The 26,213-nt window shown below is 38.1% G+C and carries 21 protein-coding genes; 13 read left to right on the top strand and 8 right to left on the bottom strand.

The window, feature by feature from the left end; translation table 11 throughout:
* Positions 1-40: 40 nt before the first annotated feature.
* Both rfbC and WC724_02180 read left to right on the top strand, forming a co-directional pair.
* Positions 41-565: a dTDP-4-dehydrorhamnose 3,5-epimerase gene (gene rfbC / locus WC724_02185; protein ID MFA6077809.1), complete on the top strand. Its 525-nt coding sequence runs from the start codon at positions 41-43 to the stop codon at positions 563-565.
* Positions 562-1,572, top strand: coding sequence for a GDP-mannose 4,6-dehydratase (locus tag WC724_02180; GenBank protein MFA6077808.1), 1,011 nt, complete (start codon positions 562-564; stop codon positions 1,570-1,572). Before rfbC ends, WC724_02180 begins: the two co-directional genes overlap by 4 nt.
* A gap of 4 nt (positions 1,573-1,576) precedes the next feature.
* Here WC724_02180 and WC724_02175 read toward each other — a convergent pair whose 3' ends face one another.
* Genes WC724_02175 through WC724_02140 form a run of 8 tightly spaced genes read right to left on the bottom strand, consistent with a single transcriptional unit; the run spans position 1,577 to position 8,477 of the window.
* The gene (locus WC724_02175; GenBank protein MFA6077807.1) at positions 1,577-2,467 is read right to left on the bottom strand and encodes an alpha-1,2-fucosyltransferase; all 891 of its coding nucleotides are present in this window, start codon (positions 2,465-2,467) and stop codon (positions 1,577-1,579) included.
* Entirely contained in the window at positions 2,464-3,372 is a 909-nt protein-coding gene (locus WC724_02170) for a glycosyltransferase (GenBank protein MFA6077806.1), read from the bottom strand. The genes WC724_02175 and WC724_02170 overlap by 4 nt, the downstream gene beginning before the upstream one ends.
* The gene (locus tag WC724_02165) at positions 3,373-4,035 is read right to left on the bottom strand and encodes a CmcI family methyltransferase (GenBank protein ID MFA6077805.1); all 663 of its coding nucleotides are present in this window, start codon (positions 4,033-4,035) and stop codon (positions 3,373-3,375) included.
* A gap of 4 nt (positions 4,036-4,039) precedes the next feature.
* Positions 4,040-5,302 (bottom strand): ABC transporter ATP-binding protein, encoded by a 1,263-nt coding sequence (locus tag WC724_02160; GenBank protein ID MFA6077804.1) that lies wholly within the window; start codon positions 5,300-5,302, stop codon positions 4,040-4,042.
* Between the two features lie 4 nt (positions 5,303-5,306).
* Positions 5,307-6,128: an ABC transporter permease gene (locus WC724_02155; GenBank protein ID MFA6077803.1), complete on the bottom strand. Its 822-nt coding sequence runs from the start codon at positions 6,126-6,128 to the stop codon at positions 5,307-5,309.
* A 3-nt stretch (positions 6,129-6,131) separates the two neighbouring features.
* Positions 6,132-7,088 carry a GDP-L-fucose synthase gene (locus WC724_02150; GenBank protein MFA6077802.1) on the bottom strand — a complete coding sequence of 319 codons (957 nt, stop codon included), beginning with the start codon at positions 7,086-7,088 and terminating at the stop codon, positions 6,132-6,134.
* 22 nt (positions 7,089-7,110) lie between these two features.
* Positions 7,111-8,196: a GDP-mannose 4,6-dehydratase gene (gene gmd / locus WC724_02145; GenBank protein ID MFA6077801.1), complete on the bottom strand. Its 1,086-nt coding sequence runs from the start codon at positions 8,194-8,196 to the stop codon at positions 7,111-7,113.
* Between the two features lie 32 nt (positions 8,197-8,228).
* Complete coding sequence (locus WC724_02140) at positions 8,229-8,477, bottom strand: helix-turn-helix domain-containing protein (GenBank protein ID MFA6077800.1); 249 nt, start codon at positions 8,475-8,477, stop codon at positions 8,229-8,231.
* 158 nt (positions 8,478-8,635) lie between these two features.
* On the opposite strand from WC724_02140, the gene WC724_02135 reads away from it, so the two are divergent.
* The 11 genes from WC724_02135 to WC724_02085 all read left to right on the top strand — a co-directional run bounded on the left by WC724_02135 (position 8,636) and on the right by WC724_02085 (position 26,212).
* Entirely contained in the window at positions 8,636-9,514 is an 879-nt protein-coding gene (locus tag WC724_02135; protein ID MFA6077799.1) for an adenylyltransferase/cytidyltransferase family protein, read from the top strand.
* Between the two features lie 89 nt (positions 9,515-9,603).
* Entirely contained in the window at positions 9,604-10,176 is a 573-nt protein-coding gene (cas2, locus tag WC724_02130; GenBank protein MFA6077798.1) for a CRISPR-associated endonuclease Cas2, read from the top strand.
* 169 nt (positions 10,177-10,345) lie between these two features.
* Entirely contained in the window at positions 10,346-10,963 is a 618-nt protein-coding gene (locus WC724_02125) for a hypothetical protein (GenBank protein ID MFA6077797.1), read from the top strand.
* Between the two features lie 2 nt (positions 10,964-10,965).
* Entirely contained in the window at positions 10,966-14,079 is a 3,114-nt protein-coding gene (locus WC724_02120; protein ID MFA6077796.1) for a hypothetical protein, read from the top strand.
* Between the two features lie 72 nt (positions 14,080-14,151).
* On the top strand, positions 14,152-17,517 hold the full coding sequence (locus WC724_02115) for a hypothetical protein (GenBank protein ID MFA6077795.1): 3,366 nt from the start codon (positions 14,152-14,154) through the stop codon (positions 17,515-17,517).
* Between the two features lie 133 nt (positions 17,518-17,650).
* Positions 17,651-20,002 (top strand): O-antigen ligase family protein, encoded by a 2,352-nt coding sequence (locus tag WC724_02110; GenBank protein MFA6077794.1) that lies wholly within the window; start codon positions 17,651-17,653, stop codon positions 20,000-20,002.
* A 594-nt stretch (positions 20,003-20,596) separates the two neighbouring features.
* Entirely contained in the window at positions 20,597-21,634 is a 1,038-nt protein-coding gene (gene murB, locus WC724_02105) for a UDP-N-acetylmuramate dehydrogenase (protein ID MFA6077793.1), read from the top strand.
* A 659-nt stretch (positions 21,635-22,293) separates the two neighbouring features.
* Positions 22,294-24,774, top strand: coding sequence for a preprotein translocase subunit SecA (gene secA, locus WC724_02100; protein MFA6077792.1), 2,481 nt, complete (start codon positions 22,294-22,296; stop codon positions 24,772-24,774).
* 132 nt (positions 24,775-24,906) lie between these two features.
* Positions 24,907-25,371: an 8-oxo-dGTP diphosphatase gene (locus tag WC724_02095; GenBank protein ID MFA6077791.1), complete on the top strand. Its 465-nt coding sequence runs from the start codon at positions 24,907-24,909 to the stop codon at positions 25,369-25,371.
* Between the two features lie 74 nt (positions 25,372-25,445).
* A complete protein-coding gene (locus WC724_02090) occupies positions 25,446-25,835 on the top strand; it encodes a hypothetical protein (GenBank protein ID MFA6077790.1) in 390 nt (129 codons plus the stop codon).
* Between the two features lie 29 nt (positions 25,836-25,864).
* Positions 25,865-26,212: a phage holin family protein gene (locus WC724_02085; protein MFA6077789.1), complete on the top strand. Its 348-nt coding sequence runs from the start codon at positions 25,865-25,867 to the stop codon at positions 26,210-26,212.
* Position 26,213 lies beyond the last annotated feature (1 nt).

Genomic DNA, 26,213 nt, shown 5'->3' with positions numbered 1-26,213 from the left:
TTCCATTTCTTCGTATTTTATTATAATATATGGTTTCATTATGCCTTTTGTGTTTAAAAAACTAGAGATTCCTGAGGTTATATTAATAGAACCAGTGGTTTTAAAAGACGACAGGGGTTTTTTTATGGAAACACACAAAGAAAGTATTTTTAAAGAAAACGGTATTCCATCTTTTGTACAAGAAAATCAGTCTTTTTCAACAAAAGGTATTCTTAGGGGGCTACATTACCAAGAAAGCCCAATGGCACAGGGTAAATTAGTACGTTGTGTTAAAGGAGAAATATTTGATGTTGCTGTTGACATAAGAGATGGCTCTAAAACAAAGTACTCTTGGGTGGGTGCTATTTTGTCTGAAGAAAATCATCACGAACTTTATATACCAGAAGGTTTTGCTCATGGGTTTGTCGTCTTGGGTGATAGTGCCGAAGTTATTTATAAATGTACTTCTGAATATTCTTCTGAGCACGAAAGAGGAATATTATGGAATGATCCAAAAGTAGATATAGCATGGCCAATTTCAAATCCAATTGTTTCTGAGAGAGATGAGCAATATAAATTATTATGAACGATGAAGAAAATATCACAAAAAAATATAAAGGGAAGGAGGTCTTAATAACTGGTGGTTTAGGGTTTATTGGGAGCAACTTGGCACATCAGCTTGTTTTCCTTGGAGCAAAAGTTACGATATTAGATAATTTGGCACCTCTTTACGGTGGAAATATTTTTAATATAAATGGAATCGAAGATAAAGTGTTGTTGGTAATGGGGGATATTAGAGATCAAGAACTAATAGAGAAACTCGTTCTTGGTAAAGATTTTATTTTTAATTTAGCCGCCCAAGTAAGTCCTATTGATAGCGGAAATATCCCTTTTGATGATCTTGAGATAAATTGCAAAGGTTACTTGACCATATTAGAGTCGTGTCGAAAATTAAACAAAGAAGCAAAGATAGTATTTCCAAGTTCTCGTTTGGCGTTAGGAAAAATTACAGAAAATCCCGTAACGGAAAATCATCCAGCAAATCCTCTCAACCTATATGGTGCACATAAACTTACAAATGAAAAATATTCTTTTCTGTATAATAAAAACTATGGATTAAATACAGTTGTTCTTCGTATAACTAATCCATATGGTGAACGTCAACAAATAAAACATAGTAAATATTCTGTACCGGGGTGGTTCATGCGACTTGCAATGGAGGGGAAGACTATAAATATTTTTGGTGATGGTACCCAAAAACGCGACTACATACACATAAGTGATTTGGTGGAGGCGCTACTTCAGGCTGGCATAAACCAAACCACCAATGGTGAGTTGTATAACTGTGGAGTTGGGAAATCGGTTGAGCTTAAAGAAATGGTTGAGCTTATTGTGCGAATTGTGGGATCTGGGAATATAGAACATGTTTCTTGGCCAGAAAACTATAAAAATGAAGAAACAGGTAACTTTGAAAATGATATGTCTAAATTTTACAAAGATACCGGATGGAAGCCCAAAACAAGCCTTGAGGATGGACTAACCAAAATGTTTGAGTATTATAAAAAACATAAAGACAAATATATTTTAGGATAGGGAATTACATCCTTATCCACTCTTCGGGGATTAGGTCGCTCGTATCGTTTTTTGGGGCATGGGCGAACCATTTTTTTGGGGCAATAACAATTTTTTCTTTATTTGGGTTAAGCCATGCACCCCACCAACTAAAGCTACTGTTAGCGATAATATGATGTTTGCATTTTGACATTAGTATTAAATCCTCGGCGTTTTTATCGTTATCGTTGTTTACTAAGGTGAATTGAATGTTTAATGATTTTAGTTTTGGTACAAAGTTTTCCAAGACCCAGTTATAATTGTCAGAGAAAATAAAAAAATGTGGATTGTGTGAAGATGTTAGTATTTTTTTGATAGCACTCAGATAATATTCTTCTGAGCAGAAACCATGCCAAGGTGTAATGTGTTCTGACGCATATCTACGAACATGAATTGATATAGCGGTAGTTTCTTCAATCTTTTTTAATATATCTTTACTGTGTGGCGAAAGTGGCGCCCTTAATGTTATCTCTTTCCTTATGTCGCCTTCAATATTTTTAAAATATTTTTCTGTTTGCCAAAAACCTTCATAATAAGAAGCTTTAGACGTGAATGTTTCAGGGTCGTATCTGAAAGATTTTTCTTGGTAATACCAAAACTTTATTATATTTTTTAGTCTTAGACGGTGGTATATAAAATTGAAAAATGAATTATGTTTTCTTAGCCAAATAAAACCAAACAGACCTGAATTTTTTGCAATATTTTCTTTAATATTAAACTTTGATAATCCATATGGATCAGCTGTGTAATAAGTAGAGAAAGGTGTTATGTCTAAAGAAAACCCAACTTTTTTTCTGTCCGATAATGCGCGCGCAAAAGCATATTGAAATATTTGGTTGCATAGACCACCATTAAGTTTTACTACTATTTTTTTCATAATAATTTTTTTATTAATCTCTGAATATAGTTTTTGATACTCCTTTCTTTAATATGAATGATAAGTGCTCGTGGTAGGCGGATAAAAAGAATGGTGGCAACTAATAGTTTGTACGTGGTTTTATCTACGGCCTCTATGTGCCCGTTAAGATATGATTGAAATCGACCAAAAGGGAACATGTGATTTTTAGGGTTCTTAAAGTTCATTGCGGTTACTACTTCATCGCTTTTTTTTATAGATAACTGTGGACTAGATGCTCCACCAAGCCTTTTTTTAAATAACGTTTTTTCATCAACAATAACACCAAACCTGCTAATCGCAGCTAAGCTAAACATGTAGTCTTGCCCCCAAACATTTCTTTGTGGGTATGCATTCCAGGTACTTTTTACAGCTTCTGTTTTAAAGAGTGAGTACATTAAATTACACTTACCAAGTATTTCTGGTTGAAAAACATATTTAGAGACCTGTAAATGCCCTGGATTACCAGAGAGGTTTTTCATCCAGTGAGCCTTCATTAATGTACGACCAAAGGAGTCGATTGCTATCGTACAGGTTGTAACAAGTCCAAGGTTTTTGTTCTTGTTAAAATGTTCTATGCATGTTTCCAGATATTCCTTTTCCCACAAATCGTCTTGCGCCGCCCACATAAAGTATTCCGCATTTGCTTTATCCATGACAAATTTGTAGTTTGCAAACATCCCAATATTTTCTTTTTGCTTAAAGTATGAAATCCGGGAATCTTTTTTTGCAAAATCATTACATATTGTTGCAGTGTTGTCTTTTGAAGCATCATCAGAAATAAAAATTTCCCAATCAGTGAATGTTTGCTCACGTAAAGAATCCAGTGCTTCTTTTAGAAAGCGTTCCCCGTTGTATACAGGCATTCCTATAAATACTTTAGTCATTTATTTTATTCTTTTAAGATACCCCTTGGTATTAAAAGTTGTATCTTCTCCAAACATATTGCAATATTTATTATCAACTACGAAACAGTCATTTGTTTTCATAAAATCTTCAATTGCTCGTAGTGGTCCGCCATTAAGCAACTTAGCTCTTTTGAGTCTAGTTACAATTCCATCCTCAATTATTAAGTATGATCCCACTGGTATTATTTTAGAGAAAGTTTTTATTGTCTCTAGTGTGTCTTCGTATATATGTGAAGCATCGTCGATAACTATTATTTTTAAGAATTTACTGGTATTTTCCAGATCGTAATTTTTCCAGCCATTTGTAAATAGTTTTATGCGTGGATGTTGTTTTAATGTTTTTTCTGTACGATCTTCTATGTCTATTGTGTGGACTTCACCATGCCCTATTGCCTCCATTAAATCGGCAATATATAGAGATGTTCCACCAAAATTGGTTCCAATTTCAATAACAAGGTCTGGCTTAAGTTCAGATATTATCATTTGGTACATTACATAATCAAAGGGACATTTAAGTGTCGGTATGCCTCGATAAGTTACCTTAAAATGCCCACCATATATATCCCAAATGTTATATGCTCCTATAAAATGTTTTAGGATTTTATTTCTGATTAAATAATAATAATTTTTTATTATCTTCATATTATTATTTAATATTCCAGTTTAATTTAGGGCGTACTACTCCAGGTATACGTTGGTTAAAATCATTCTTTTTTGCGGTGTCAAGATTTGTCATAACCTGGAAAACTAAAGCTTCTTGAGCATAAAAATGCACCTTAAGAGGAATCATTGTTGAGAGAGCGATTCCGACTATGTATGTTCCTTCGTTTAGTAAGTTTGCAGGTATCCAAGCAGTAGCACGATGTTTCCCAGTGTTGTTTAATTTTACATCTAAGTCAGAATGGCTAATAAAAGCATACTCACCAGCTCTCGTGAAGATATGTATGTTAGGAACTAAGTTTTGATTGCTTTGTAATACTTCAAAATCCATTTCTACACCAACCTCTTTGTCGGAAAAAACAAATGTGGCCTCCTCTCCCGTTTTGTACACCATTCTTGCCCCAAGAAGTTTTGCAATGTCATTACCTATGTTTTTGTCCGTAAGACTTATCGATGTTGTGTTTCCACTTTTATCATTAAGATAGTGTGTCACAACCTCTTTTGTTTCCCCAACCATTTTTACTGTTCCTTTTTCAAGGAGAATACATTTTTTGCATAAACTCTGGATTGCAGCCATGTTATGACTCACAAAGAGAATCGTTCTTCCGGATTTTTTTGTAACCTCTTCCATCTTACCAAGACATTTTTTTTGGAATTCTGCGTCACCAACAGCAAGTACCTCGTCAACTAAAAGTATGTCTGGTTCCATGTGTGCTGCAACAGAAAATGCGAGACGTACGTACATTCCACTAGAATAGTACTTAACGGGCGTATCGAGGAATTTATCAATACCTGCAAAGGCGACAATTTCGTCAAATTTTTCAACGATTTCTTTTTTTGTCATTCCTAGGATGGCGCCGTTTAGAAAAATATTTTCTCTACCCGTAAGCTCTGGGTGGAAACCGGTTCCAACCTCAAGCAGGGAAGCAACTTTCCCTTTCATTCTGATTTCACCAGTTGTTGGTGGTGTTATTCCTGTAAGTATTTTCAGGAGGGTCGATTTGCCGGCGCCATTTCTTCCAATTACCCCAACCACTTCTCCTGGCTCAATATTAAAGCTGACGTCTTTAAGTGCCCAAAAATCTTCTTTTGTGTCGATACCAGCTATTTCCTTTGCTTTCTTTTTTAGGAACTTAAATGGACTCTTCATAATAGCAGTGAGGATATCTCGGAGTGCTACATAACTTCCACGGTGATGGTTAATCGTGTATTTTTTTCCTAAATTTTTTACTTCTATAATGTTGTTCATATTTTTATGCTATGTCTGCAAAATAGCGCTCTACTTTTTTGAAATAAATAGTACCAATTGCGAGTAGTACTGCGCAGGCGGTAAAAGATATCGCAATAAGTGTCCAGTTGATTGGAGCAGTTCCCAAGAGACTTGCTCGGGCTGATTGAATCACACCCATCATTGGGTTAAGGGCTAGAATCCAAGAATATTTTCCTGCTATACTCGCTGGGTAAATTACCGGAGTAAGGAACATTAATATCTGAATAAAGAATGGGAGAATATATCGAACATCGCGATATTTAACATTTATTGCTGCTAAAAATAATCCACCACCAACAGATGCCATAAAGGTGATTGCAAGTAAGAGGGGGAGGATAAATAATCCCGTAAGATGTGGGGCATATCCATAATAAACCATCATTCCTGCAAGAATTACCGAAGCTATTGCGAAATCAACAAGTTTTGTCGCAACAGATGATAATGGGAGAATTAGTCGTGGAAAATACACTTTAGTTATAATTGCCTGATTACTAATTAACACACTACTTGTTTCTGAAAGAGCGCTAGAGAAAAATTGCCAAAAAAGAAGTCCTGTATAAACAAAGATTGGATACGGCACGTTATCAGAAGGTATTTTTAAGAGAGTTCCAAAAAAAATACTGAAAACGACCATTGTCATAAATGGTTGGAATATTGCCCAACCAACCCCAATAATGGTTTGTTTATAGCGTACCTTGAAATCACGCCATACAAAAAAATACAAGAGCTCTTTGTAATCCCAAAGTTCTTTAAAATCTCTCAGGCTGAGAACTTTTTTTGGTTTAATAATTGTTACCTTTGTCATTTTTTATTCTCTTGTTAATTTTCTGTCTTTAACTTTCTCGTTATCCCTATACCATTCATACGTTTTTTTGATTCCTGTGTCTAAATCTATTTTGTGTTTCCATCCGAGTTTATGTAGCTTGGAAACATTAAGAAGTTTTCTTGGGGTACCATCTGGTTTTGTTTTGTCCCAAATTATTTTTCCACTAAAACCTATTATTTTTTTTGCTTTCTCTGTTAAAGATTTTATTGAAAGATCGACACCTGTGCCTATATTTACTATCTCTGATTCGTTGTAATTTTGCATAAGGAATAAACAAGCATCAGCTAAATCATCAACATGCAAGAACTCTCTTTTTGGGGATCCTGTTCCCCACATGGTTATTTCTTTAGCTTTTGATTCCTTTGCTTCATGAAATCTTTTTATAAGCGCAGGGAGAACATGTGAATTTACTGGATCAAAATTATCGTTTGGCCCATAGAGATTTGTTGGCATGACCGAAATAAAGTTTGTGCCGTATTGCTTATTGTATGCTTGGCACATAAAAATTCCTGCAATTTTAGCAACGGCGTAATTACAATTTGTTGGCTCAAGTGGTCCTGTCATTAGATAAGCCTCTTTAATTGGTTGTGGGGCGAGTTTTGGGTATATGCAAGAACTTCCAAGAAAAAGAAGTTTTTTTACATTGGCACGATAAGCGCTATCAATAATATTATTTTGTACAGATAAATTTTCATGGATGAAGGATGCTGGCATATTTTGGTTCGCCACAATTCCACCGACTTTTGCCGCAGCCAAGAATACATATTCTGGTTTTTCTTTTTTGAAAAAATCAGCGACTTTTTTCTGATTAGTTAAATCAAGTTCTGCTCTGGTCCTAAGAACAATGTTTTTATAACCTTTTTTATTTAGGAGCCTTACAATTGCCGAACCGACAAGTCCATTGTGTCCAGCCACATAAATTTTAGAAGTCTTTTTCATAACCATTTCTATTTTACAAATTTTATGAACTTTTAACTAATTCATAATCCGATTCTGTCATTAACCTCACAAGTTCTTTGAACTTTATTTCTGGTTTCCAACCTAGTTTATTTTTTGCTTTTGAATAATCTCCCCTTAAGACATCTACTTCTGCCGGGCGGAAATATCTTGGATCTATCTCAATTATTGTCTTACCTGTATTTTTATCAATTCCTTTTTCTTTTAAACCTTTACCGCTCCATACAATATTCATCCCAAGAACCCTTCCGGCTTCTTCTACAAATTCACGTACACTGTGTGATTCGTTGGTCGCTAAAATGAAATCATCTGGTTCTTTGTGTTGCAACATAAGCCACATTCCATAAACATAATCTTTTGCGTGACCCCAATCGCGCATTGCATCAAGATTACCAAGATACAGTTTTTGTTCCTTGCCGAGTTTTATACGAGAAAGACCCTGTGTAATTTTTCTTGTGACGAATGTTTCGCCACGTCTTTCGCTTTCGTGATTAAACAATATTCCATTTGACGCGAACATTCCATAGCTTTCACGATAATTTTTTGTTATCCAATATGCGTAAACTTTTGCAACACCATATGGTGAGCGTGGGTGAAAAGGTGTTGTTTCTTTGAGTGGTATTTCGATAGCTTTACCAAACATCTCGCTTGACGATGCTTGATAAAATTTTGTTTTATTTAAACCAACTTCACGCATGGCATCAAGAAGACGAATTGTTCCAAGTCCGGTGACGTCTCCTGTATATTCTGGAATATCAAAACTAACACGCACATGGCTTTGTGCTCCAAGATGGTAGATTTCGTCTGGCTTCACCTCGCTTAAGATACGATTTAGGTTGCTCGAATCCGAAAGGTCTCCGAAATGTAGAAAAAATTTACCATTGTGTTTATGTGGGTCGCTGTAGAGATGATCTATTCTTTGTGTGTTGAAATTGCTAGCACGGCGGATGAGTCCGTGTACTTCATAACCTTTTTCTAAAAGCAACTCAGCTAAATAGGAGCCATCTTGTCCTGTGATTCCAGTAACAAAAGCTACTTTATTTTTAGTTGATACTTTACCGATATTTTTTTTATTTGTTGTTTTTTTCATTTTTATTATTAGCTTTTTATTTTTTATTATTCTTACCATCTGTTGATTTTGGCGACTACCTTCTTTTTTATTTTTAAATAAGATTGCGTTGTTTCTTTTTCTAGATCGGGGGAGAGGATACGAAGTAGTTCTTTTCCCATAATTCTGTATTGTCCGCCGACTTTATTAGCACGAATAAGACCGTTTTTTAGCATACGTTTTACCGTACTATCACTTATTTTAAGAATAGTTTGTGTTTCTGCTGTTGTATAAACAGCATTTGGGTGTATCTCTTCTGTCATGATTTGTTAAGTATTAGTAAAAATAGGGAAGGTGTCAATAAGTGTCAAAAAGTGTCATTTTTGTTACTCTACTATATAACAATATTTAGAACCAAAATGTTACATATTTTATAAGGTTAGACCTTATAATAATTTAGTTTATACTGTAAAAAAATAAAATGACTTTTTATACAAAACGACCATGGGGGAGAATGTGGAAGCTTGTTCACCATAAAAATTTCTGGGTTAAGTTTATTGTGGTTGGTGGGCAGACAAGTCTTCAGAGTCATAATAATCGCACTGAGTGGCAACTTGGGGTGTATAAAGTTACACCTAAAAACAAACACTACGTGCTTCCTGGGATATATTTTAGAATAGTTCGCGGTAAAGGGATTCAAGGAACAGAAGAAGATGATAAACACCATGAATGGCACGTTGGTTTTTACAGAGTGAAGCCTAAAGAGAAACACAGATTGCTTCGCGGTGTTTATTTTGAGCTTGTGCACGGTAGCTCTGCTGATGAAGGAGACATCGTTCGATACGAAGATGATTACGGCAGGACGGGCGGAGATGTTTTGCAGATGGATAAAAAAGAAAAAATAGTTGTTGTTAGTGGTGGTTTTGATCCGATACACGTAGGACACTTAGAGATGTTTGAGGAAGCTAAGGCTTTAGGAGACAAACTTATAGTTGTTATTAATTGTGATGCATGGTTGATTCGTAAAAAAGGAAAGTATTTCATGAACCAAAATGATCGCGCCGCCCTAATAAAAGGGATTAAGCATGTTGATGATGTTTTTATCTTAGAAACTGATCGTGATGACGTGGGGGAGGCAATTGAAAAAATACGACCGCAAATTTTTGCTAACGGTGGCGACAGGAAAGATGAAGATGCGATACCAGAAGCGAAAATTTGTAAAGATTTGGGAGTGGAAATGGTTTTCAATATTGGTAAAAGTGGAAAGGTTCGTTCAAGTTCGGAGCTTTTGGAAGACTACTTAAAAAAAGACGGCAAAAAAACTGCACGCGGAGATTTTTCTTGGCAGAAAAATGTATAGAAGATCATCTTACACTCACTACTATTATTCTGCTATAGCAGAATAATAGTAGTGAGTGTAAGATAGGGAAAAGAAAGAAAAAGAAAAAAATGGGAGCTCTCGAAAAAGAATCAAAAAAGCGGACACAAAAAGAAAATGTGCAAAAAGTCGTTTTGTCTGTTGTTAAGGGTGCTGGATTATTGAGCGTTGCATTGATAGCGCCGAGCGTAATCGGAGCTTTTGGTAAGCTGGGTATTTTGAGGAAAGATGGTTATTGGGTGAAACGTTCAGTTACGCGTCTTGTTGAAAGAGGTCTAGTTAGATTTGAGAAAACACAAAATGGAACTTTTGCCAGGCTTACCCCTGAAGGAGAAAGACATTTGTATTATATGTACGACGAAGGTGAATTACCTAAACCAAAAAAATGGGACGGAAAATGGAGAATTGTTATTTACGACCTTAAAGAAGAGAGAAAATTACTTAGGGAAAAATTAAGGAGAACCTTAGAAAGTTTCGGTTTTTTGAAACTTCAGGACAGTGTTTGGGTGTATCCATATGACTGCGAAGACCTGATTACTTTAATGAAAGCGGATTTTAAAATAGGGAAGGACGTTCTTTATATAATTGCCGACAAAATAGAGAACGACCAAGCTCTTAAAAGAAAATTTATTATCTCCGATTAATATCGTGACTTAACGGGTGTTTTTTTGATTATTCAAATATCCCACTACTATTATTCTGCTATAGCAGAATAATAGTAGTGGGATATAGGGGTATGTGTTTTTGAGTTATCCACATGTTTGGTTGAAGGCGAGGGAAATGAGGTGCGTTGTTTGTTAAGATTTGGGGAATATGTCCATTTTAAATTTGGGGTGGAGAAAAATTTTAGTACGAATTCTCGTTGTTATTTTTATTATTTATGTCGCGCTGGTAATTGTTCGCGCTTATTATTTTTGGACTGTAGATAAAACTAACGTGCAGGTTGAAAAAATCCATGCGACGAAGCTCACGTTGGATGATGTAATGGGCAAGAACTTGCCACCAGACCCGGGGACTGAGGCAGATAAGACTGTCGCAGGAATTGACGCCAACCAAAACGGAATTCGTGATGACGTTGAACTAGCTATTTTTAAAGAATATCCAAACTCGGCGAAAACTAGAGCGGTGTTGCTTCAGTACGCACTCGCACTACAACTTGAGATGACCTTACCTGTTTTAAACAGAGAAACCGCTACAGCGGTCGTGGAGGATAATCAAAGTAAGGCACTTAAATGTATTTGGAGTATTAGTTCACGTGAGGATATGGATAAATTTACCGCAGAAACTGAAAAAAACGAGAATTTTGTTAAACAACGCCAGGTAAATACAGAAGAGAGAAAAAAATATATAAAAAATTTTTACGAATACGTTGGGAGCTACTCTGTGTCTGAAGATGAGTGTGATTTAGATGTTTCTGTGTTGGTTAGCTAAACATGAAATTTTTATTTAATTTTTTAATCATTGGCTTGTTTTTTCCACCAGTCTCTTTCGCTACTTCTAGCGTAAAAAACTGTTCCCCAGATGGTTATACGGTGGCTACTATAAACGGTGTTTTTACTGACGAAAGTGGCGCCGTGGCGAATATGGAGGCACTCATGAAAAAAGTTGGTTTTGTTTGGAATAACCAAAAAATTAAGTATGAATATCTTCTCAACCCATCTCATGTTGGTGGTTTAGGTGACGCCTTTGTCGCCACATACCAAAAGATTTTTGAAGATGAAACAGTGCAAGATTATGATCTTGTTGAGATGTTGAAGTCTGCGAGTGAAAAAGTTAAAACCAAAAAAGTGCTTCTCGTTGCCCATTCACAGGGCAATTTTTATGCCAACAGTTTCCATGACAAAGTTTTTGGACAACCCGGGAATGCTTCCGCAGGCTCTATTGCTGTTTATTCTGTTGCCACTCCAGCTAGTCGTGTTGCCGGTGGTGGAAAATGGCTTACTTCAAGTACAGATAAAGTTATTTCTGATTTTGTTGGAAGTGTTCCGCTTAAGAAAATTATGTCGGCGAATACCAAAATCATTTTGAAAGATGGTGATGATAAGCTCGGACATAGTTTTTCAGATGTTTATATGAAGTATCGTAGCGCCCAAATTGTGTCTGATATTAAATCCTCACTCGATAATTTAAAGACAAATAAAAATCAAAACGAGAATTTGCCATGCATTGCTTCTCCTAAACTTACAACCACACACAAGGTACAAGGAGCAGTGCTGGCTGTTATTGATCCTGTCGCGGACACAACAAAAACTGTTGTAGTTGAAACGGCGGGAGGTGTTTACTCTGCCGGTGTCGCTACGGTGGGTGCTATTAAAAATATTGCGTCAACGATTGGTTCTGGAATACGCGCCGCCACAGACCTAGCCTTTGGCGATTCAAATTCTGGTGCGGCCGTTGTTCTCGCCACAGCAAATGATGCGCAAGTTCAACAAATACCAACGGAGGAACAAAAATCAGACACCACTTCGGTTTTAGCTTCAGAAAATAACACACCAGTCACTCAAGATGCTGAGCAGATTATTGCTCAACCAAGCGAGACAGAGACAGAACCTCAAGTGCAAAAACAAACAACTTCAACAGAAACACCCCCAACACCAGTCACAGATAATATTCCTATGCCAAAAATAAATTTTGGAAGTGGTTTTTCTCCTGGTTTTGGCGGTGGAGCGCCAGTGTCAGCCCCAGTAATTACAACGCCGGCTACAGAACAGGCGACGGAGGAAGAAACATCGATAACAGAAGTTTCGCAAGCTAGTTCGGTTTTTATTTCCGTTATATCACCAAGCGATTTTTCTAACGCGTTTACTGAGACAACTATAATATTTTCAGGCACATCCACTCCTGGTGCAACAATTTCAAATTCATATTCGCAATCCACCACAACTTCATTAGAAACAGGGGACTGGTCTATTACCATTTCTGATTTTCCAAATGGCATAAGCACAATACGATTTCTTGCAACAATTCCTGATAATGAAAACATCGCTCAACAAGAAATTACCTTATCGGTTGATGTCCCAAATATCTCTCCGCCATCAATTACCTCACATAATTTTCCATTACAACTACGCACAAATTCCGTTACTTTTTCTGGAACTTCAACGCCTGGATTTACAATAGGAAATGATTTTAACAACGCGACAGTAGTCGCTTCTTCTACTAGCACATGGTCGCTTTCATTTTCTGATTTGCCGGAGGGAACAACAACGATAAAGTTTTTTGCTGTCGATCAAGATGGCAACACCTCTGTTTCACGAGACGCTATTTTTAATGTTTACACAATACAACCAAGAGCAACAAACGTGAGCGTTCTAGAATGTGCCAACTCTTTACAGGCACCACCGCAGTCGTGCTTTCTTCCGGAAGGACAAGCTACTATTTCTTGGTCGGCAAGTACGCCTAACTATAGTTATTTTGAAATAATCAAAGGCACAAGTTTGACTGGATTTTCAACTATTACCACGACAAGCGATACTTCTGTTGTTATCCCCACAACAGCAGGGCCGTACGATATAAAAGTTGTGGCGGTGAGTATTTTTGGAAACCGCGATTTGTCCACTGTTGGCAATACTGCATATTTCACCGCAAGCTATATGCCAATTGTAATTAATGAAGTTGCTTGGGCGGGAACTGATGCGTCGTCATACGACGAATGGATTGAGTTAAAAAATAGAACCAATTTACCACTTAACCTATCTGGTTTTAGTATATCCGCCGAAGACGGCACTCCACACATCTCGCTTTCAGGAACCATACCAGCGTACGGATATTTTTTGATAGGGCGCGGTGAAGCAGGGGATATTTTTTCTGACGTTTCGATTGATTTGCCTGTTCCATTCAGTGGAACTGGTGGAGGGTCTGGACTTGCAAATGACGGGGAAGTTTTGAGTTTAAATTTTGGCGGAGGTGCTTCAACTACAACTATCGACCAGACTCCGGTTTTGGCGGATTGTAGTGGTTGGTGCGGTGGTAGTGGTTCTCCGGACTACAAAACAATGGAAAGAAAACATGTCGATACGATTGGAAGTGATAAAAATAATTGGGGGACCAACGACGGTTCTTATTTGGCGGGACATGACAAAGACGGAAATATTATTAATGGAACCCCAAAGACACGAAACAGTATCAGTATGGGGAAAGTTGGTTTCTATTGTGATCCACAAACAGCAAGTTTTATGGAGGGAGGGTATTACGTTCCGACCCGTTCGGGCTCGTCTTATTATAATTGTCGTTTTTTGACGGATTCTTTGACTGGACAGAAAGTAGCTGGTTTGTATAAGGGGGTAGTCGGTAGTTCAACTAGTATCTACGGATTAGATATGGGGACGAGTGCGGAATATGGACAGTTGTTTAATATAAATCCAAGTAATTTTGTTTCGGGCGCAAATTATTTTGCTGTTATTTACGAAAGTCCGCTTAGATCTGGAGGGTTGGTTAACAGCGCAGAGAGAATATCTTTTAATAACTTTTTTACTGGAACAGTCACAACAACCCCACCACATCAAAGATACGGCGTTCTCAATTGGGTATATGGTGTTGAACCATAGCGCCTGAAGGAAAGTTGAACCTGTGTATAATTCGTCTTTAAAAATGAAAACGGATGTTATACTTTAGTTAACATGAAAAAACTTTTCGGTTTTGTTTTATTTTTGTTACTTTTTACATCAGCACTATTGTCGCAAGCTCAAGTGACAACTCCTTCGTCACCTAGCACACCGACAGTTAATATAGAGGACGCTCCAGCTGAGATACAGGCTATTTTAAAGAAAGACCAAAAGACTTGGACAAATGAAGAAAAAGAAAAGATGACCTCTTTTATTCTTTTGAGTAATCCTTCTGGTATTGATACCTCTGGGACTTCCCCCGAGGGGGCAGTTGATTGTTTTGATTATTACCATTTTGGGTCTGTTCAGGTTGATCTTCCGACTACACTTACCCAGACTGTTCCCGGCGCGACAATCGGGTTTCCTGGTGAAATAAAAAACGCCAATCCATACCCGATAGTTAATGGCCAGGTTTATGTAAAAATATTTAGACAGCAAGCGGGAGAAAATTTTGACCAAGAGAATGGTTTTGATTTGGTTGACCAGTTTTCACTTGATGAAACTTTCAATATTCCAGCAAACGGAAGCAAGAAGACGTCATTTTTATGGAAAGTTCCAGACAACACCCCAGCTGGAGATTATATTGCATCTTTCTTTTTTCAAACTGCTAAGCGCTACAATCTTTTAGGACTTTCTTTTACTGACGACGTAGTCGGGAATCAGGTTTATTTTTCTGTTGTTAGCGACCGAAAGATTAGCGTTGTCACTTTCGACAAGAGTACTGTTACCCTAAACAAACAACCACACCGTTTTGCTGCTTTTCCACTTCATTTTTCAAAAGATGAGCCAGTGAGCGTTGTTGTTAAGCTTGTAAATCCTAAGAACGAATCAGTGACAGTACCTGTCGTTTGGAAACTTTATAATTGGGATGGTCTTCGTGAAGAAAATCTTAAGGACACAAAAACAGAGTCTATTAAACTTAAACCCGAAGAAGTTAAAGAAATTTCATATTCCGCATTACCAACAGGGGCGATTGTTTCTTATCTTGTAGTAGAAACAAACGATGGTCCAAGTAAATCAATTCTTAATATTCGTTTTGTTCGTGATGGCATTGAGGAAACAAGAATAAATTTTCCAAGCATCATGAGCTATCCACTCGAAAAGAATAAAGAAAATACGCTTTTCTCTTGTGTTCACGCAGTTAGCGACGGTGTGGTCAAAGATAATACTCTTACCTTAACGCTAAATGATGAAAAAGGTAGATTGATTCACTCCTATGAGTATGCAGGTAATATCACGAGCGCAATGATGGGTGTAAAAGATTTGTTTACGCCGAAGAAAAATTACACAACGTTTTCTCTGACTGCCACGCTTAAACACAAAGGAGAGGTAGTCGAGGAGGTGAAAGAGGTCTATGATTGTCGCGATATCAATCCTGACATCTGTCCTAAAAAAACAAATACAGGCGCTATTATTTTAGGTGGTTTAATTATTTTATCCATTATTTATGTTTTGTGGGCAGTTTTAAAAGGTAGAAAAAAATTACCGATTTCTCTCACACTAATTCTAATTTTTCTCGGCTCTTCTTTCATAGCTCCTACAACAGTAGAGGCGAAGAGTGTTGGGACGTCATTTGGGTTACCAATACTCGGTTTTAGCGAAGGGTCTGCCAATCCGACTGGTTATGGGGTCGCGGGAATAACAGCGACAGTTTTATACAACGCCACAGTAACTCTTTTTGGGTCAGAGGTGCTCGATGGTTCTTCAATTCCAACCGGTGCTACTGTTCGTGTAACCTGGAACCCAAGTAGTGGCGCTAGCTCTTGGGTTGGTACGGGCGGTGAATATGACTCTCCTTATGGACGGTGGGATACTTCTGCTAAATCTTGTACAACATATAACGAGTGCACTAACATTAATTATGTTTCTGGTGGTTGGTATTACATCATTTACCAAGGAGATATGGCCACCATACCACCATCGTTTTCTGTTTCTGGAAGTGGTCTTAGTTGTGGAGCTACTTTGGGTGGGGTGAGAACAAGTGGTCCATATAATAGTTTTTTCTGCTCGCAGTATCCTGGTGATCCCATGTGGTGTGCCACTGTTGTGAGTTACAGCCCTTTTTATTCTGATTGCATAGTTACAGCTTCTTCTGGGCAATCAATAAGCATGAATATTGCATATCCGGCTACGAACGGTTCTCTTAGGGCAGGGCAATTTATTAGTTATGATGGTAGACAGACAGGGCAGTATGGTCGTTCGGGCGGTCTTAGTTATAGCGTTCCAGCTATGAGTCTCTCTTACTCGTTTACCGCTGCTCCTCCAAGCAATTTGCCAAGCACACCAACTCTTGTTTATCAGGACCCTAGTCTTGTGAATACCCCTGTTAGTTTTACAGCTACTGCAACAGATATTGATGGTGATAATGTTAGGTATGGATTTGATTGGAACTTCGACACGGTAATTGATGAATGGGCTCCTGCTATCGGATATGTTCCATCTGGAACCCCGCAGACAATTAGTCGTACATGGAATACAACTGGAACTAAAGTTTTTTATGTAAGAACACAAGATTCTAATAATAATCAGTCTGCAAACGTCTTTAAGACTGTAAGTATCGTGACCACCATAGTTAATGGTTCATGTGGTCCAGCTGATGGGACTACAAGATTAACAACCGCTCCAACATCTGGTCTTTGTAATACTGGTACTCCTGGTTTTGTTTGGAATTTTACTGATCGCTATCAGTGGGATTGTCGTGGAATAAATGGAGCAAATCCGACATGTCGTGCGTATAAAAACAAAACACCAACAGCAACAATGATTAGTCCCGCTACGAACATTACAATAAACAGTTCTCAGTCACAGCAATTTTCTGGGGCAGCAACAGATGCCGACATTGACGGCTCTATAGTAGCTTATGAATGGAGACTCGGTAACTGCACCTCAGGCACGCTCATTAGCTCCCTAACAAGCTTTGCTCGTTCGTTTGTTCCCGGAACATATTGGATTTTTTTCAGGGCCCAAGATGATTCTGGGGCGTGGTCCAGTACATGGCCATCTTTTTGTCAGGGTCGTCAACTGGTTGTTACTACACCAGACCCAATACCAGGAGTCTGTGGTTCGGCTAATGGTGCTCCAACTCAAAAGAAACCAACTTCTGGTCTTTGTAACACAGTAGGATTACCAGGACCAGTTGTTTTACCTGAAGATATTAATATCTTACCAGAAAGTGACCCAGCGTTATCTTGGACATGGACTTGCGCTGGTGAGTATAGTGGCGCAAGCGCTTCGTGTAGCTCTGTGGGTACAGTGTGCGATTCAGATGGTGTCTGTCGTCAATTGGGTACATCGTGTGGCGACGATAGATGCCAGGCTTCCAAGGGTGAGAATCCATCTACATGTAGAGCGGATTGTAGGGTTAATTTCTTTGAGTTTTAGTTCTTGGGGGATGGTTTTGCGCTCCTTGTGTGTAAAGTTCGAAGCTGTGGTAAAATCTTACGATAAATGTGCGTCACCAAAATCAAGGGGACCCCTTGATTTTGGTTGTTAAATTAACAATTAAAAACAATTCATGGTACCTCAAAATTTTTTAAGAAACTTTATTATCAGCGGTATTTTTCTCGTTCCTTTTATTCCGCTTATAATCTCAAGCTCAATGTTTTTTCCATTTATTACTGGGAAAAATTTTACTTTCCGCATTATTGTTGAAATTATATTTGCTGCTTGGTTGCTTCTTGTTTATTATGACGCATCGTATCGTCCGAAGAAAAATTGGATTGCCATAGCCGTCGCAATATTTGTCGGCATTGTCGCTCTCGCTGATATTTTTGGAGTAAACACATACCGTAGTTTTTGGTCAAACTATGAACGAATGGAAGGTCTTGTTTCTCTGCTACATATCGCAGCGTATTTTTTTGTTGTGACGACGGTTATGGCGACAGAAAGATTGTGGGAGAAATTTTTTCACGTTTTGTTTGGAGTGAATTTTTTTCTGACGATGTATTCTTTTATGCAGGTTCACGGAGAGTTAACAATAAACCAGGGGAGCACCCGTGCTGATGCAACCTTAGGTAACGCAACCTACTTTGCGGTTTTTCTTTTGATTAATATTTTCCTGTTGGCCTTTTGGTTTGTCAGAAATAAATGTAAGGGTTCGATAGATATTTACTACTCAGCGTTTGTTGGTTTTGTTTTGCTCTCAATTTTTGGTTTGACTCGAGTGGTAAGTAGCACACTGGCTCTTGGTTTTTACGGAAAGATATTTTTTGGAATCTCTTTAGTTGGATTACCAGTGCTCGCATATTTTTATTTTACGAAGAGGGAAAATATTACTATTCGCCGTGTTCTTTATGGTGCTATCACCGCTTTGGCTTTGATTGCACTTTATTATACCGCTACTCGTGGAGCGATTTTGGGTCTTATTGCCGGCGTTTCTTTGTCTTCAGTTTTAATTGCTTGGTTTAATCGAGAAAATCGTTTTGTTAAAAACATAGCAATTGGAACACTGACTGCCGTTGTTTTGTTTGTCGGGCTTTTTATTGCGTTTAAAAATAATCCAATAATCAGCACCAGCCCAGTTTTAAGTAGATTTTCTACAATCTCTTTTGACGAGCAAACAACCAAATCACGTTTTATGATTTGGAATATGAGTTGGCAGGGGGTTAAAGAGAATCCGCTTTTGGGTTGGGGGCAAGATAACTTTATTGTTGTTTTTGCAAAACATTACAACCCAAAAATGTGGAGTCAGGAACCGTGGTTTGACCGTTCTCATAATGTTTTCTTTGATTGGTTAATAGCTGCTGGTTTTCTTGGTCTTCTTTCGTACCTTTCAATGTTTGCAGTAGCACTTTATTCTTTGTGGAAATTTACATCTACCTTTACGGTTGCTGAGAAGAGTATTTTGACTGGTCTTTTCGGGGCGTATTTTTTCCACAATCTTTTTGTTTTCGATAACCTTGTGAGTTATATATTGTTTTTCTCAACATTAGGGTTCATTAGCGTTATGGCACTCAAGGAAGGAATGACAAATATTGAAGCAAAAAAGGAAGAAGGTTCCCTTAATTCTGTTTTTGTTCCAGTCGTATTAATCGGATTTGTTTTGGTTATGTATTTTGTGAACGTAAAACCAATTTTTGCTTCAAAAGCATTGATTCAGGCGATATCACCACACGGAGAAACGGATGGTGGGTTGAATAAAAATTTCGAGTATTTCGAAAAAACTTTTGCCTACAATACCTTTGGAAGTGGGGAAGCGCGCGAACAGTTGATACAAATCTCACTTAGACTAAATCAAGCGAATGTCCCTATTGAAGCAAAGCAGAAGTTTGTTAATTTGGCTCGCAACGAAATGATTAAACAGTCTGAAGATAGTCCGCTTGATGTGCGCTACCCATTATTTTTGGGAGGATTGATGAATAACTACTCTCAGTTTGGAGAAGCTGTTACTTATCTTGAAAAAGCACGTACTATTTCTCCAAAGAAGCAACAAGTATTATTTGAGCTTGGTACTACTTATATAAACATGAAGGAATTTGGTAAGGCGATTGACGTCTTAAAACAAGCTTACGAAGGAGATCCAACATACGATGACGCTCGAGTTATTTATGCCGCATCTTTAATTTATGGAGGTAAAGCAAATGAGGCAGAAGCCCTTTTGGGGGAATACACAGCCATGGATACCAGACTTATTAGCGCATATGCCTCAACTGGTAATTATCAAAAACTACGTTCTGTTTTGGAAACTCAATTAAAAAATAACCCAAATGACCCTCAAACACTTTTAACTCTTGCGGCAACATATCTTCAGATTGGAGACAGGGCGAGGTCTGTTGAGTTAATAAAAAGGATTATAGAAATAAATCCTGGATTTAAGGCACAAGGGGATTATTACATTCAGGAAATAGAAGCCGGGAGAAACCCATAAAAACTTGACTTTTCTCTAGTTTCTGCTAGTATTGTGTGTATGAGTGCTTTTGTGTTTGTTCTTAAAGCACGAATGTCTGCGTAAGCCCCCGCCTCGGCGGGGTTTTGCGTTTTTTGTTCTTTTACCAATGCGAAGCATTGGTTGTTTTAGAACAAAAAACGCACAGGACTGCGTTTTGTAATCACGTGGTAACGTGAACAAAACGGGAGCAAAACGACCGGAGACGGGCCCCAACAAAGCGGCTCTTAGCCGTTTCTTTGTTGGGCGGCGAGGTGGGCTCGCGAACAGTCCGTATTCGGACTGATTTGTGAGTTTGCGTTGCCATTTTTCTTTGTATTTTCTTAAGGAAATCCCTAACGTTTGCTTTTAAAATGCATTACGGAGCGCGACTGGCGCGAGTATAGTAAATTTTCAGCAGAAAATTATACGTGCATTTTAAAAGCAAATAAAATAAAAATTTTCAAGACAAAAATAAAAAATACCATTATACTTATTCTATGTTGCCTGTAGCCTTGGCTGGTGAACGCACTCATATAAGACATTTGTTTTGGGAGCCAACACTTACCAGCCAAGATTGCGGGTAATATTTTATACATGACGATAAGGGAAAATATTTTACTTAAGGACTTAACAACATTTCATACCGGAGGAAAGGCGCGCTATTTTTGTGAAATAAATTCAGTTGAAGATATTAATGAAGCGGTTTTGTTTGTTGAGAAAAATAATTTACCAATTTTTATTCTTGGAGGGGGATCAAATCTACTAGTTGCTGATAACGGTTTTTCTGGGTTAGTAATGAAGATTTGTTTACGTGGTATTTCGGTTGAAGAAAATGACGGAAAAACAATTGTTGTTGTCGGAGCAGGGGAGTCGTGGGACAGCCTTGTTCAACACTTAATTGAAATTGGTTTTTCTGGTTTTGAGTTTCTTTCTGGTATTCCCGGTACAGTTGGAGCGGCTCCTGTTCAAAATATTGGAGCATACGGGAGTGAGGTTTCTTCACATATTGAGTGGGTAAACACTTTTGATGTCCGGACTAAAAAAAGTAAAAAATTTCTAAAAGAAGAATGTGCTTTTGGATATCGCGATAGTATTTTTAAAAAAGACCTTGGAAGACATTTAATAATTACAGAGGTCGCATTTTCTGTTTCAAGAAGCACAAAGCAGAATATTGAACATTCAGAAATTTTGAGCGAACTTTTGACGAGGGGTGTTGGGAAGGATAAAGCCACAGCCCTAGACATTCGAGAGGCGGTTCTTGCTATTCGGAAGCGTAAGTTGCCAGATTTGTCCCTATTTGGAACCGCTGGTTCATTTTTTAAAAATCCTACGATTGAGAAAAAACAAGTAGACTTCTTAGTTGAAAAATATAAAACGATACCAGTGTTTTCGACTAACGATTCTGACTTGAAAAAACTTTCCGCTGGTTGGCTTATTGAGAATGCTGGCTGCGAAAAAGGATTACGAAATGGCGGTGTTGGTATATATGAAAAACACGCTTTGGTACTTGTTAATTATGGAGAAGGAAAATCGAGCGAAGTTTTTTCTTTAGCTAAAGATATACAGAAAAAAGTTTTCGATGTTTTTGGTGTGCAACTTGAATTTGAGGTTTGTCTTGTTGGTAATTTTTAAAAAACAATTTATCAAAAATTTGTTTATAAAATAAATTATTTTTTAATAAAAAGTTATCCACACTTTTTCATTAAAAAATATTGCATGCATGTTCTTTGCATATGATAATGATAGCAGTACTGCAGTAGTCGTTTTGTTTCAAAAATTTTTTGGAATGGTCGATGACTCTGCAAGCTTTAAAAAATAATCGTACCTTAATAAAATGGCAGCAAAAAAAAAGAAGGCAGCAGCAAAGAAAAAGCCAGCAAAGAAAGCAAAGAAAGCAAAGCGCTCATAATTGCACTTGCGGTACAAAAACCTCTCATCAACATGAGAGGTTTTTGTTTTTTAGTAAAAGGCTTACAGAAACGGCGCATTTCGTTGTCACACCGCATAAAATATTACTCAACGTACGTAGAAGTACGTCTCGCTCTATTTTATTTGTGTTCCTAGAACTGCCCGCGTTTCCGTAAGCCTTAAAAGCGTAACAAGATAGAAACGGCGCATTTCGTTGTCACACTGCATAAAATATTACTCAACGTACGCAAAAGTACACCTCGTCGTAATCCTCGCTTTTGCCTCGTTCTGTATCCAGATGCTTAAGTCCTAAATCCCTAAGAACTAATTGTGGCTATATGGTCAATTAGCCCACAAAGAGCCTAAATGCTAGAATACTCACCATGCTTTTCTTGGAAAAAATACTCGGAACAACTAGTGAAAAGGCTGTAAAAGCCCTTAGTCGTGACGTCTTGAAGGTTGCGGAATGCGAAAAAGATGTTGCAAATTTGTCTCTTGATGAGATGCGTCAAAAGACAGCTCAGTTTAAAGATAGACTTACAAAAGGTGAAACACTCGATGATATTATGCCGGAGGCTTTTGCGCTTGTTCGAGAAGCTGCGAAGCGTACGCTAGGTGAGCGCCATTATGACGTTCAGGTCATTGGGGGAATTGTTTTGCACAAAGGAAACATTGCAGAGATGCGAACGGGAGAAGGTAAGACTCTTGTTGCGACGTTACCTGCATATTTAAATGCGTTAACAGGAGAAGGAGTTCATATTGTTACGGTGAATGATTACCTCGCGCGTCGTGACGGTGTTTGGATGGGACAAATTTATTCAGCGCTCGGTCTTTCTGTTGGTATTATCAACCACGAATCGTCATTTATATATGACCCTGAACACAAAGAAGAAGATGCAGAGCGCGACTTAACAGGGTCATTCCATGTTGTTCATGAATTTTTAAGACCGTGTAGTAGACGTGAGGCATATCATGCTGACATAACTTACGGCACAAACAATGAATTTGGTTTTGATTATTTGCGAGACCATTTGGCGTATGACAAAGAAACACTCGTTCAGCGTGGACACGCATACGCAATCGTTGATGAAATCGACTCTATTTTGATTGATGAGGCGCGCACACCACTTATTATTTCTGGGCAAGCAGCAGAATCTGAAGATTTGTACCGTACTTTTGCACGTATTGCTTCGCAGATGAAAAAAGAGGAAGACTATACCGTTGATGAAAAGAGTAAGTCCATCGCTATGACTGATAGTGGTATCAATAAGGCAGAAAAGGCCCTCAAAATAGACAATCTTTACACTGAAAAGGGTATTAAGTATGTTCATCACCTAGAAACCGCCGTGCGTGCTAAGGCACTTTTTGAGAAGGATAAAGAGTACGTGGTCAAAGATAATGCGATTGTTATTGTTGATGAATTTACAGGGCGTCTTCAGCCAGGCCGACGCTGGTCAGAGGGTTTGCATCAGGCCATAGAAGCAAAAGAGAATGTTCATATTGAGCGCGAGTCACGAACTCTGGCCTCCGTTTCATTCCAGAATTATTTTAGACTATACGGGAAGCTTTCTGGTATGACCGGAACGGCAATGACGAGCACAGAAGAATTTTTTAAAGTTTATGGTCTTGAAGTTATCGCAATACCAACACACCGTGACATTAAACGCCTTGATAGGAATGATTTGATTTTTCAAACTGAGACTGGAAAGTGGAAAGCATTAACTGCGCGCGTTAAAGAACTTAATCAAAGAGGTCAGCCAGTCCTTATTGGAACAGCTTCAATTGATAGAAATGAAATTCTTTCCGAGTATTTTAAACGTGAAGGTATTCCGCATGAAGTGTTGAACGCTAAAAACCACGAACGCGAAGGAGAAATTATTGCGCAAGCTGGGAAGAAGGGGAATGTTGTTATTGCGACAAACATGGCTGGTCGCGGTGTTGATATTAAACTTGGAGGAAATCCTCACACTAAAGAAACGTATGAAGCGGTTCGGGATTTGGGTGGACTCGCGGTTATTGGTACCGAACGACACGAAGCGAGACGAATTGATAATCAGCTTCGTGGGCGCGCTGGGCGACAGGGGGATCCAGGAGAAACTCAGTTTTACGTTTCGCTCGAAGACTCGCTAATGCGCGTCTTTGCCTCTGACATGATAAAAAACATGATGGGGCGATTTGGAATTCCTGAGGACCAGCCAATAGAAAACAAAATGGTTAGTCGTGCGCTTGAAGGAGCACAGGAAAAAATTGAAGGTTTTAATTTTGATTCACGAAAACATTTGCTTGAGTACGATAACGTTATGAACCACCAGCGTGGCGTGGTTTATACTCGTCGCGAAAAAATGCTTTTTGGAGAGCGTGAATACATCAATGCTTTGGTTGAGGAAATAAAACTTGAGAGTGAAGAGGCCAAAAAAGAAATTGAAGAAAAACAAAAAGAGTTGGGTGATGAAAAGTTTTACGAAGAATTCCGAAAACTCGCCCTCTATACAAACGATATGCTTTGGCTTGAACACTTGGAGATAATGGACTATTTGCGCTCTTCTGTTGGTTTAAGGGGATATGGACAGCGAGATCCCTTGGTTGAATACAAAAAAGAAGGACTCAAGCTATTTAAGGAAATGGAAATCTCTTTTAGGTTGAATCTTTCGTCAACAATTAAGTTTATTAAAGGAGATAGTGGTCTCGCGCATAAAGAACAAATAGAAACTGTTGAATTGCACGAAAATCCGAGCGTTTTGAGCGCTGGTGGTGTTTCAAAAGAAGCCGATTCGACTAAGACGCAAGTTAAAGCGCCGGTGGGACGTAATGACCCTTGCCCATGTGGTTCTGGCAAGAAATACAAGAAGTGTCACGGTGAGTAAAGAAAAACCGCCGGAATTACATGAGATGGGTATCTAATCCAAATCAATCCGGCGGGAGCGCTCTGGCTCACGAAAACCATATCAGGTTATTGTTTTGTGGGCAACGAAATAAGGTAGTGGTAAAATAGAAACATGAAAAAATTACTCACACTCTGTATTGTTCACCAGCACCCTAATGTTTTGTTGGGAATGAAAAAACGCGGATTTGGTGCTGGCAGGTGGAATGGTTTTGGAGGCAAGGTTGGAGAAGGAGAAACAATAGAAGATGCTACAAAAAGAGAAATGATGGAAGAGGCGGGGATAGAGATTCCAGATATTAATAAAGTTGGAATTATTGAATTTGAATTTCAGGGGAATCCCGAGATATTACAAGTTCATATTTTCAGAGCAGACAATTTTTTAGGTGAGCCGACGGAAAGCGAAGAAATGAAACCACAATGGTTCCACGTTGATGAAATTCCGTTTACGGAGATGTGGCCTGATGATATTCATTGGATTCCGCTACTTTTGGAAGGGAAGAAATTTAAAGGAAAGTTTCTTTTTGGAGAAGGTGACTCTATTTTAGAGCAAGAGCTATTGGAAGTTGGAGAACTATAATTTTTGCATTTTATATAATCCGCCTTACTAAAAAAGGTGCGTATTTACGATTTTCAGTATATGATAAGCCGTATATGGTAAAGAAACTTCTTCATTTTTTCGACAAATTGGAAGATAAAATTCGGGGACGCTTGAGCCATTACCCGATAATTTATGCAATTGTTGGTGGTGTTGGCATAGTTCTTTTTTGGCGTGGAGTTTGGCATATAGCCGATAGTTTTAATGTTTCCGGCTTCTTCTCGCTTGTTCTTGGCGTTGGACTCCTTCTGCTAACCGGTCTTTTTGTTTCGTTCTTCATTGGAGAGAGTATTATTATCACGGGCTTAAAACGAGAAAAAAAGGTTGTTGAAAAAACGGAAGTGGAAATCGAAGAGGAGTCTGTAAGCTTGAGCGAGGTGAAGCGAGATATCAAAAAAATTGAACACGATATGGAAGAGTTGATTGAAGCAATAGAAAACAAATAATTATATAAAATTAAAATAAATTAAATATCATGAGACTTATAGCAAAATGGATTATCGTAGCTCTCGCTGTTTTTGCAACACCGTATTTTATTTCTGGAATCATTGTTGATGGTTTTTACGTTGCTTTTGTGACAGCTCTTTTGCTCGGTATCGTTTCTGTGACGATAAAACCGCTTGCGATATTAATCACACTACCAATCAACATAATAACTCTCGGACTTTTCACACTAGTCATAAACGGCGCTCTTTTATGGATGCTTTCTACTTTTGTGAAAGGATTTGAAGTTGCTTCCTTTTGGTCGGCTTTTCTCGCAGCTTTGTTTATATCAGTAGTAACATTTATCGCCGAAAAAATATTTTTGCGCGATGATGAATAAT

The organism is Candidatus Paceibacterota bacterium, from assembly GCA_041661305.1.
Taxonomy (GTDB): domain Bacteria; phylum Patescibacteriota; class Minisyncoccia; order Phycocordibacterales; family VMEP01; genus VMEP01.
This window is presented reverse-complemented; position numbering and strand designations above follow the sequence as displayed.

Coding starts and splice junctions, on each gene's coding strand:
- WC724_02110 (MFA6077794.1), top strand. CDS start 17,651: ATGGTACCTCAAAATTTTTTAAGAAACTTTATTATCAGCGGTATTTTT.
- WC724_02115 (MFA6077795.1), top strand. CDS start 14,152: ATGAAAAAACTTTTCGGTTTTGTTTTATTTTTGTTACTTTTTACATCA.
- WC724_02085 (MFA6077789.1), top strand. CDS start 25,865: ATGAGACTTATAGCAAAATGGATTATCGTAGCTCTCGCTGTTTTTGCA.
- WC724_02150 (MFA6077802.1), bottom strand. CDS start 7,088: ATGAAAAAGACTTCTAAAATTTATGTGGCTGGACACAATGGACTTGTC.
- WC724_02120 (MFA6077796.1), top strand. CDS start 10,966: ATGAAATTTTTATTTAATTTTTTAATCATTGGCTTGTTTTTTCCACCA.
- WC724_02095 (MFA6077791.1), top strand. CDS start 24,907: ATGAAAAAATTACTCACACTCTGTATTGTTCACCAGCACCCTAATGTT.
- cas2 (MFA6077798.1), top strand. CDS start 9,604: ATGGGAGCTCTCGAAAAAGAATCAAAAAAGCGGACACAAAAAGAAAAT.
- WC724_02155 (MFA6077803.1), bottom strand. CDS start 6,128: ATGACAAAGGTAACAATTATTAAACCAAAAAAAGTTCTCAGCCTGAGA.
- WC724_02180 (MFA6077808.1), top strand. CDS start 562: ATGAACGATGAAGAAAATATCACAAAAAAATATAAAGGGAAGGAGGTC.
- WC724_02090 (MFA6077790.1), top strand. CDS start 25,446: ATGGTAAAGAAACTTCTTCATTTTTTCGACAAATTGGAAGATAAAATT.
- gmd (MFA6077801.1), bottom strand. CDS start 8,196: ATGAAAAAAACAACAAATAAAAAAAATATCGGTAAAGTATCAACTAAA.
- WC724_02135 (MFA6077799.1), top strand. CDS start 8,636: ATGACTTTTTATACAAAACGACCATGGGGGAGAATGTGGAAGCTTGTT.
- WC724_02125 (MFA6077797.1), top strand. CDS start 10,346: ATGTCCATTTTAAATTTGGGGTGGAGAAAAATTTTAGTACGAATTCTC.
- secA (MFA6077792.1), top strand. CDS start 22,294: ATGCTTTTCTTGGAAAAAATACTCGGAACAACTAGTGAAAAGGCTGTA.
- murB (MFA6077793.1), top strand. CDS start 20,597: ATGACGATAAGGGAAAATATTTTACTTAAGGACTTAACAACATTTCAT.
- WC724_02170 (MFA6077806.1), bottom strand. CDS start 3,372: ATGACTAAAGTATTTATAGGAATGCCTGTATACAACGGGGAACGCTTT.
- rfbC (MFA6077809.1), top strand. CDS start 41: ATGCCTTTTGTGTTTAAAAAACTAGAGATTCCTGAGGTTATATTAATA.
- WC724_02175 (MFA6077807.1), bottom strand. CDS start 2,467: ATGAAAAAAATAGTAGTAAAACTTAATGGTGGTCTATGCAACCAAATA.
- WC724_02165 (MFA6077805.1), bottom strand. CDS start 4,035: ATGAAGATAATAAAAAATTATTATTATTTAATCAGAAATAAAATCCTA.
- WC724_02140 (MFA6077800.1), bottom strand. CDS start 8,477: ATGACAGAAGAGATACACCCAAATGCTGTTTATACAACAGCAGAAACA.
- WC724_02160 (MFA6077804.1), bottom strand. CDS start 5,302: ATGAACAACATTATAGAAGTAAAAAATTTAGGAAAAAAATACACGATT.